The sequence below is a fragment of the Actinomadura rugatobispora genome, from assembly GCF_042656285.1.
Classification (GTDB): Bacteria; Actinomycetota; Actinomycetes; order Streptosporangiales; family Streptosporangiaceae; genus Spirillospora; species Spirillospora rugatobispora.
This window is the reverse complement of record NZ_JBHSON010000122.1, coordinates 24,478-31,303: the sequence shown is the minus strand read 5'-3', so window position 1 is coordinate 31,303 and position 6,826 is coordinate 24,478. Positions and strand designations below refer to the sequence as shown.

The 6,826-nt window shown below is 77.4% G+C and carries 1 protein-coding gene; it reads right to left on the bottom strand.

Features of this window, described 5'->3' with window-relative positions:
- A partial coding sequence (locus tag ACFPZN_RS49830; RefSeq protein WP_465252311.1) for a type I polyketide synthase occupies nucleotides 1-6,813 on the bottom strand: 6,813 nt, incomplete at its 3' end.
- Nucleotides 6,814-6,826: the final 13 nt, after the last annotated feature.

The window sequence follows — 6,826 nt, the reverse complement described above, 5'->3', positions numbered from 1 at the left end:
AGGCTCACCGGTGGCGATCCGGGCCAGCGCATCCAGCAACCCCGCACGATCACCGGCAACCGCGACCGCGCGATGCTCCAACCCCGCACGCGCCGACGCCAGCGACCACGCCACATCCCCCAGGCTCACGCCATGGTCGGCCGCCAGGAACTCACGCAACCGCGCCGCCTGCGCCCGCAACGCCCCGTCCGACTGCCCCGACACCGCGAACGGCCACACCGACGACGACGACACGGACGGGACGCCGCCGTCCGGCTCGAGGGCCTGCTCGATGATCACGTGGGCGTTGGTCCCGCCGACGCCGAACGAGGAGACCGCGCCCCGCGAGGGCCGGTCGAGCTCGGGCAGCGGGCGCGCCTCGGTGACCAGCTCGACGCTCCCCGCCGACCAGTCCACATGCGGCGACGGCTCGTCCACATGCAGCGTCGCCGGGACGACACCGTGCCGCAGCGCCAGCACCATCTTGATCACGCCCGCGACACCCGACGCCGCCTGCGCGTGACCGATGTTCGACTTGATCGACCCCAGCAGCAGCGGCCGGTCGCGGTCCTGGCCGTAGGTCGCCAGCACCGCCTCGGCCTCGATCGGGTCGCCGAGAGTCGTCCCAGTCCCGTGCGCCTCCACCACATCGACCTCGGACGCCGACAGGCCCGCACTCGCCAGCGCGGACCGGATCACCCGCCGCTGGGAACGCCCGCTCGGCGCCGTCAATCCGTTGGACGCACCGTCCTGGTTCACCGCCGAACCCCGCACCACCGCCAGCACCCGCCGCCCATGACGCCGCGCGTCCGACAACCGCTCCAGCAGCACCAGCCCGACGGCCTCCGCCAGGCCGGTGCCGTCGGCGGCTCCCGCGAACGACTTGCAGCGGCCGTCGGGGGCCAGCCCGCCCTGCCGGGAGAACTCCGTGAACGTCCCCGGCGTCGCCATGACCGTGACGCCGCCCGCCAGCGCCAGATCGCACTCCCCCGACCGCAGCGACTGCGCCGCCAGATGCAGCCCGACCAGCGACGACGAGCACGCCGTGTCCACCGTCACGGCGGGGCCGACCAGCCCGAAGGTGTAGGAGATCCGGCCGGAGACGACGCCGCCGGCGGTGCCGGTGCTCAGGAACCCGGCGACCCCGTCGGGCACCTCCCGCAGCCCCGCCCCGTAGTCGTGGTACATGACGCCGGCGAAGACGCCGGTCGCGCTGCCGCGCAGCGTGCGCGGGTCGATGCCCGCCCGCTCGAACGTCTCCCACGAGGTCTCCAGCAGCAGCCGCTGCTGCGGATCCATGGCGAGCGCCTCACGCGGCGAGATCCCGAACAGCCCGGCGTCGAAGCCGGCGGCGTCGTAGAGGAAGCCGCCGCGGAGCCCGCGGCCCTCGGCCGCGCCTCCGGCGGCCTCCCAGCCGCGGTCGCGGGGCGCGTCCGCCACCGTGTCGCGGCCGTCGAGCAGCAGCCGCCACAGCGCTTCGGGAGAGTCTGCGCCGCCGGGGAAGCGCCCGCTCATCGCCACGATGGCGATCGGCTCGTCCGCCGGGGCCGCCCGCTCGACGGTCTCGGCCGCCGCCCCGCCCTCGGCCAGGCCCAGCAGGTGTTCGGCGAGGTCGGCCGGGGTCGGGTGGTCGAAGACGAGCGTGGCGGGCAGGCGCAGGCCGGTGACGGCGCCGAGGCGGTTGCGCAGTTCCACGGCGGTCAGCGACGTGACGCCCAGGTCGGAGAACGCGGTGCCGGGGCGGATGGCGTCCGCGCCGGCGTGCCCGAGGACGGCCGCCGCCTCGGCGAGCACGACGTCCAGCACCAGCCGCGGCCGCTCCTCGGCGCCCGCCCGGCCGAGCCGGTCCGCGAGCGCCGTGCCGCCGGGGGCCCGGCGGCGGGGGACGGCGCGGACCAGCCCGCGCAGCATCGGCTCGACCGCCTCCTCCCCGGCCCGGGCGCGCACCGCGGCCAGGTCGAGCCGCAGCGGCACCAGCACGGCCTCGTCGCGCGCGCAGGCCGCGTCCAGCAGCGCCAGCCCCTCCGGCTCGGTGAATCCGGCCACGCCCGACGCGCTGATGCGCCGGACGTCGGCCGCGGTCAGCCCGGCGGTGAGGCCGTCGTCCTCGCGCGCCCACCGGCCCCAGGCGAGGGACTGCGCGGGCAGGCCGGCGGCGCGGCGGTGCCGGGCGAGGGCGTCCAGGAAGGTGCTCGACGCCGCGTACGCGGCCTGGCCGGGGGCGCCGAGCACGCCGACGGCCGAGGAGAACAGGACGAACGCGGACAGGTCGAGGTCCCGGGTGAGCTCGTGCAGCAGCCAGGCGCCGTCGACCTTGGGGCGCAGGACCGTCTCCAGCCGGCCGGGGGTCAGCCCGGTGACGACGCCGTCGTCGAGCACCACGGCGGCGTGCACGACGGCGGTCAGCGGATGCTCGGCCGGGATGCCCGCCAGCAGGTCGCGCAGCGCGGCGCGGTCGGCGACGTCGCACGCGGCCAGCCGGACGTCGGCGCCCCGCTCGGCGAGTGCGGCGCGCAGCGCGGCAGCCTCGGGGGTCGCGCCGCCGCGGCCCGCCAGCACCAGCCGCCGGACGCCGTGCGCCGCGACGAGATGCCGGGCGAGCCCGAGGCCGAGCGCGCCGGTGCCGCCGGTGATCAGCACGGTGCCGTCCGGTCCCCAAGGCGCGCGGCCGGCGGCGGCCGGCGCGGCGCCACGGGTCAGCCGCGGCGCGCGGACCGCGCCGTCGCGGACGGCGAACTGCGGTTCGCCCGTGCCCACGGCGGCGGGCAGCAGGTCCCACGCCTCGGGCGTCCCGTCGACGTCGGCCAGCAGAAACCGGCCGGGATGTTCGGACTGGGCGGAGCGGACCAGGCCCCAGACCGCCGCTCCGGCGAGGTCGGGGGCCGGTTCGCGTGTCGCGTCCCGGGTGACCAGCACCAGCCGCGCGTCGCCGAACCGCTCGCCCGCCACCCACTCCTGGATCAGCTCCAGCGCCGCCGTGGTCGCCGCGCGCACGGCCGCCGGCACGTCGCCCGCCTCAGCGCCCGCCTCGGTGCCGACCGGCGCCAGCACCACGTCCGGTGCCCCGGCCCCGGCGCCGATCGCTTCGGCGAGCGCGGCCAGATCGGGGACGTCCGTGCCGAGGACCGTGACCGACGGCGCGCGGCCGCCCGGCTCGACGGTGACCCAGTCCGGCCGCAGCAGGTCCCTGTCCAGGGCCCGGCCGGGCTCTCCCCCGGTGAGTTCGCGCAGCACCACGGCGTCCGCGGTGAGCACCGGCCGCCCGTCCTCGTCGGAGGCGTGCAGCGCGACGCCGCCGGACCCCGCGGGGGACAGCCGGATCCGCAGCGCCGCGGCGCCGGGACGATGGCACGCCACGCCCCGCACGGCGAACGGCAGGAGCGGCCGCCCGCTCCCCGCCACGAACCGGCCGAACGCGACCGCGTGCAACGCGGCGTCCAGGAGGGCGGGGTGCACTCCGAACCGCTCCGCGCCGGTGGTCTCCTCGCCCAGCCGCACCTCGGCGTAGACCTCGTCGCCGCGGCGCCACACCGCTTCCAGGCCCTGGAACGCGGGCCCGTACCGCATGTCCATCGAGGCGAGCGCCGCGTACAGCCCGTCGACCTCGTCCTCCGCGACCGGTTCCGCGCCGCGCGGCGGCCACTCGGTGAGCCCCGCGGGCTCCGGCGCCGCGTCCGGCACCAGCACGGCCCGCGCGTGCCGCGTCCAGTCCGCGCCGTCGTCGCCGTCCGGCCGGGAGTGGACCTCCAGGATCCGCTGCCCGTCGGCGTCCGGTTCGCCGACGGCGAGCTGGATCTGGACGCCGCCGCGCTCGGGCAGCGGCAGCGGCGCGTCGAGGGTGATCTCGGCGACGCCGGCGCACCCGGCCTGACCGGCGGCGCGCAGCGCGAGCTCGACGAAGGCGGTCCCGGGCAGCAGCGGCGCGTCACCGAGGGCGTGGTCGGCCAGCCATGGCTGGCTCCGCGGCGACAGCCTGCCGACGATCACCAGGGCGTCGCGTCCGGCCAGCGACACCGCCGCGCTCAGCAGCGGATGGTCGACCGGGGTCAGGCCGAGCCCGGCCGGGTCGGCGGCGCGGCCGGCGGCGGGCTCCAGCCAGTAGCGGCGGTGCTGGAAAGCGTAGGTCGGCAGCTTCACCACCCGCGCGCCGCCGTCGGCGAACGCGGGGGCCCAGTCGACGGGGACGCCCGCGGCGTGCACGGTGCCCAGGGACGTGTAGAGGCGGCGCAGGCCGCCGTCGTCGCGGTGCAGCGTCGGCGCGACCGTGATCTCCCGCCCGGCGTCCGACGCGGTCTCCTCGACCGCCATCGTCAGCACGGGATGCGGGCTCACCTCGATGAACACGCGGTGCCCGTCGGAGAACGCGCGGCGCAGGGTCGCCTCGAAGTCCACCGTCTCGCGGGCGTTGCGATACCAGTACCCGGCGTCCAGCGACGCGGTGTCGAGCGGCCCGCCGGCCGTCGGCGAGTAGTAGGTGATCCCGGTCGGCTCGGGCCGGATTCCGGCCAGCCCGGCCACCAGCGGCTCCCGCACGTCCTCCACGAACGGCGAATGGCCGGGGATGGACGCGGCGACCGTCTTGGCGCGCACGCCCTCCGCCGTGTACTCCGCGACCAGCCCGGCGACCGCGTCGTGCGAACCGGCCACCGTCACCGAGGCGGGCCCGTTCACCGCCGCGATCGTCAGCGAGCCGTCCCCGCCCTCGATGCGGGCGGCGACCTCGCCGGCGGGACGCGCGATCACCGCCAGCGTGCCCCGCCCGGAGAGCTCGGTGGCGAACAGCCGGGACCTCAGCACGACGATCCGCGCGGCGTCGGCCAGTGGCAGCGCGCCGGTGACGGCCGCCGCGGCGATCTCGCCCTGCGAGTGCCCGATCACCGCGGCGGGCTCGACGCCGAACGACCGCCACACCGCGGCCAGCGACACCATGATCGCGAACAGCGCGGGCTGCACGACGTCGATCCGGTCCAGCGACGGCGCGCCGTCGGCGCCGCGCAGCACCTCGGCCAGCGACCAGTCCACGAGCGGGTCGATCGCCGCCGCGCACTCCTCGATCCGGGCGGCGAACACCGGCGAGGACTCCAGCATCTCGGCGGCCATGCCCGCCCACTGCGAGCCCTGGCCGGGGAAGACGAACACCGCTCCGGCCGCCGCGGCGTCGCTCCAGCTCCGCACGGTATTGGCCGGGCTCTCCCCCGCGGCCATCCGGTCCAGGGTGTCCGCCAGATCGTCCCGATCGCGCGCCACCACCACGGCGCGGTAGTCCAGCGCGGACCTCGTCGTGGCCAGCGACAGCGCCACGTCCTCCGGCTCCGGGCGCTCGGCCCGCAGATGCGCGGCCAGCCGCTCCGCCTGCCCGCGCAGCGCCTCGGGGGTCTTCGCGGAGATCGGGAACGGAACCGCCGCGGGCACCGGCCGCGGCCCGGTCCCGGCCGGTTCGGCGGGCGGCGCCTCCTCCAGGATCAGGTGCGCGTTGGTGCCGCTCACGCCGAAGCCCGAGACGGCCGCGCGGCGCGGCCGGCCGGGCTCCGCCGGCCACGGCCGCTCCTCGGTCAGCAGCCTGACCTCGCCCGCCGACCAGTCGACGTGCGGGGTCGGCCGCGTCACGTGCAGGGTCCGGGGCAGCATCCCGTGCCGCAGCGCCTGCACCATCTTGATCACGCCGGCCGCGCCGGCCGCGGCCTGGGCGTGCCCGATGTTGGACTTGACCGATCCCAGCCACAGCGGCCGGCCCTGCGGCCGCCCCTGCCCGTAGGCGGCCAGCACCGCCTCGCCCTCGACGCCGTCGCCGAGCGTGGTCCCGGTGCCGTGCGCCTCCAGGGCGTCGATGTCGGCGGGCGAGAGCCCGGCATCGGCGAGCGCCCGCCGGATCAGTGCGCGCTGCGCGGAACCGCTCGGCGCGGACAGCCCGTTGGACGCGCCGTCCTGGTTCAGCGCCGAGCCGCGGATCACCGCCAGCACCTCGTGCCCGTTGCGCAGCGCGTCCGGCAGCCGCTCCAGCAGCAGCATGCCGACGCCCTCGGCGAACCCGGTGCCGTCGGCGGACGCGTCGAACGCCTTGCACCGGCCGTCCGCGGCGAGGCCGCCCAGCCGGGACGTCTCGATGAAGCTGCCGGGCGTGACGATCACCGACACGCCACCGCCGAGCGCCAGGTCGCACTCGCCGCCGCGCAGCGCCCGCACCGCCAGGTGCAGCGCGGTGAGCGAGGAGGAGCAGGCGGTGTCGACGGTGACCGCCGGGCCCTCCAGCCCCAGCGCGTAGGAGACGCGGCCGGCGAGCACGCTGATCGCGGACCCGGTGAGCACCTGGCCCTCGACCTCGTCGCCCGCGGCGGCCAGCACCGAGACGTGGTCGCTGGCCGCGCCGCCGACGAACACTCCGGTGCCGCCGCCCGCCAGCGACCCCGGCGCGATCGCGGCGTGCTCGATCGCCTCCCAGGCCGCTTCGAGCACGAGCCGCTGCTGCGGGTCGATGGTCAGCGCCTCGCGCGGGCTGATCCCGAAGAACCCGGCGTCGAACGCGCCGGGATCGTCCAGGAACCCGCCCTCCCGGGTGACGCTGCGGCCCGGCACGAGCGGGTCGGCGTCGTGCAGCCGGTCGAGATCCCAGCCGCGGTCGGCCGGGAACCCGCCGACGGCGTCGACGCCGCCGGCGACGAGCCGCCACAGGTCGTCGGCGGACGCGACGCCGCCGGGGAAGCGGCAGGCCATCCCGATGACCGCGATCGGCTCGGCCGCCGCGGCCGCCATCCGCTTGTGCTCGGCGCGGAGCCGCCGGTTCTCCAGCAGCGACCGGCGCAGCGCCTCGACGACGTTCTCGGCAGGTGTGTCCACAGCTCTCACTCCG